We start from the raw sequence: 1,820 nt of genomic DNA on the forward strand, positions 1-1,820 counted from the left end.
TCAATAATACGTCAATCCCGGCATTGGCTAACCAGACGCTGAGATTAACGGCAATGGTGCTCTTGCCGGTGCCGCTTTTCTCACCGCCGAGGAGAAGGATCATGGTTGCGTCTCGTGGGCTGAAATGGGACGCTAATTTAACTTAAATTGATCCTTGGTTGCGTGGGTGGTGCTGGTGGTGCTTTGCGGAAATTAGCCGACACTAATAACCGATTTTTTGCGGGAGAATTGAAAATTTGTCAGCACTGAACCGTCATCTCACTGTGCCACTACCATGAACATCAGCCGCATTCCGATCATCGCTCTATTCTTCAGTGTCACGGTGTCAGCAAGTGTGGTGCGCGATGAACGGGATCGCAGACAACCGCTCGCTATCACGAATCAGGTGAAGACTACAGAATGGAAAAGCGAACTCCGCATTGCAAGTTGTCGGTTGTTAAAGCATTGGTTAATGCTGGCAAGATACGCATGACACAAAGTGCTGTAATTGGCGGGAAGTTATTCGGATTTGAGATAGATGACATCGTTGCAACAGTGATGGCACTCACTCCAACTGACTTCTATAAAGCGATGACCACTTACAACGATCATCGGATTTGGCAGGATGTATACCGTCCGCACACTCCAACTGGCGATGTGTATTTGAAATTGACCGTGATTGACGATGTCCTCGTTGTTTCATTCAAGGAGTTATGACGATGAAATGTCCCGTTTGTGGTGCGGCTGAATTAAGACACGATACCCGTGATGTCCCATTCAGTTATAAAGGTGAAACAACGCTTATTCCGGCGGTGACTGGTGACTTTTGTCCCGCTTGTGCTGAGTGCGTTATGGATACGATTGAATCGCAGCGATTCGGTGAACAAGTTGGTGAGTTCATTCAACAAGTCGATGCTGCGCTGGTTGATCCCAGCTTTATTGCCTGCGTCCGTGAGAAGCTGGCACTGAATCAACATGAAGCCACTGCGCTCTTTGGTGGCGGTATCAATGCCTTTTCACGCTATGAAACCGGTAAGACTAAACCACCGTTAGCACTGGTGAAGTTATTGCAGTTGTTGGATCGTCATCCTGATCTGTTAAACGAAATCAAAACGGTATGAGATAGCAATGAACGGCTTAATTCCGATCATCGCTCTATTCTTCAGTGTCACGGTGTTGGCTGATGGCGTGACCGCGATTCAATTCCCGACAGGACAGTCATCCCGCACGGTGTCAGCAAGTGTGGTGCGCGGTGAGCGGGATCGCTATTCAATCATCGCTAAACAAGGGCAAACCATGACCGTTGCGATCCATGCGATTGAAGATAATGCGGTCTTTAATCTCTATGCGCCCAAGTATCGGCTTCAAGCTGATGATTCAATTGCGGGTGAAACCTTGCCCAATGCGGGTGAGGGTGATGATGCAGTGGCATGGACGGGTGTATTGCCCAGCTCCGGGCGGTATCTGATTGCAGTGGGTGGCACTCGCGGCAATGCCAGTTATCAATTAACGGTGACGACCCGCTAAACCACAATATCTAGTATCAGTACGGTAATGGAGGCACCACATCTGGTGGTTCGACTTCATTGGGAATGAAGTTCTCAAACTTGGTGTATTTGCCGAGAAAGGTGAGGCGTACCGTTCCAATTGGGCCATTACGCTGTTTGGCAATGATGATCTCGGCAGTCCCAACGTCTTTGCTCTCTGGGTTGTAAACCTCATCGCGGTAGACAAACAGGATCAAATCCGCGTCCTGTTCTAAAGTACCTGTTAGGGCATCCTGTAACGATCTCAGTCCATCAAGATCAATCGCCGCAGCGATATTCCAACCAACCCCGCAG

At 49.0% G+C, this 1,820-nt stretch carries 6 protein-coding genes; 4 read left to right on the forward strand and 2 right to left on the reverse strand.

Annotation, left to right across the window (positions count from 1 at the left end; all coding sequences use genetic code 11):
• Positions 1–103, reverse strand: a 103-nt coding sequence (locus CKO12_RS14170; RefSeq protein WP_274599928.1) for a nucleotide-binding protein, incomplete at its 3' end; no start/stop codon positions are given.
• 171 nt (positions 104–274) lie between these two features.
• Here CKO12_RS14170 and CKO12_RS14175 point away from each other — a divergent pair.
• The 4 genes from CKO12_RS14175 to CKO12_RS14190 are packed head-to-tail and all read left to right on the forward strand — an operon-like array spanning position 275 to position 1,506.
• The gene (locus tag CKO12_RS14175) at positions 275–472 is read left to right on the forward strand and encodes a hypothetical protein (RefSeq protein WP_200155374.1); all 198 of its coding nucleotides are present in this window, start codon (positions 275–277) and stop codon (positions 470–472) included.
• Positions 469–696 (forward strand): type II toxin-antitoxin system MqsR family toxin, encoded by a 228-nt coding sequence (locus tag CKO12_RS14180; RefSeq protein WP_274599934.1) that lies wholly within the window; start codon positions 469–471, stop codon positions 694–696. Before CKO12_RS14175 ends, CKO12_RS14180 begins: the two co-directional genes overlap by 4 nt.
• Before the next feature lie 2 nt (positions 697–698).
• Positions 699–1,100, forward strand: a complete 402-nt coding sequence (locus tag CKO12_RS14185; RefSeq protein WP_200155372.1) for a type II TA system antitoxin MqsA family protein — start codon at positions 699–701, stop codon at positions 1,098–1,100.
• Positions 1,101–1,107: 7 nt separating this feature from the next.
• Positions 1,108–1,506, forward strand: coding sequence for a hypothetical protein (locus CKO12_RS14190; RefSeq protein WP_200155373.1), 399 nt, complete (start codon positions 1,108–1,110; stop codon positions 1,504–1,506).
• Positions 1,507–1,522: 16 nt separating this feature from the next.
• On the opposite strand, the gene CKO12_RS14195 is transcribed toward CKO12_RS14190, so the two are convergent.
• Positions 1,523–1,820: DnaB-like helicase C-terminal domain-containing protein (locus CKO12_RS14195; RefSeq protein WP_274599935.1), on the reverse strand; the 298-nt coding region annotated here is incomplete at its 5' end.

The organism is Chromatium okenii, from assembly GCF_016583745.1.
Taxonomy (GTDB): domain Bacteria; phylum Pseudomonadota; class Gammaproteobacteria; order Chromatiales; family Chromatiaceae; genus Chromatium; species Chromatium okenii.

Bases quoted from the DNA above. Each gene is read 5' to 3' on its own strand.
- CKO12_RS14175 (WP_200155374.1), top strand. From the start codon at position 275: ATGAACATCAGCCGCATTCCGATCATCGCTCTATTCTTCAGTGTCACG.
- CKO12_RS14180 (WP_274599934.1), top strand. From the start codon at position 469: ATGACACAAAGTGCTGTAATTGGCGGGAAGTTATTCGGATTTGAGATA.
- CKO12_RS14185 (WP_200155372.1), top strand. From the start codon at position 699: ATGAAATGTCCCGTTTGTGGTGCGGCTGAATTAAGACACGATACCCGT.
- CKO12_RS14190 (WP_200155373.1), top strand. From the start codon at position 1,108: ATGAACGGCTTAATTCCGATCATCGCTCTATTCTTCAGTGTCACGGTG.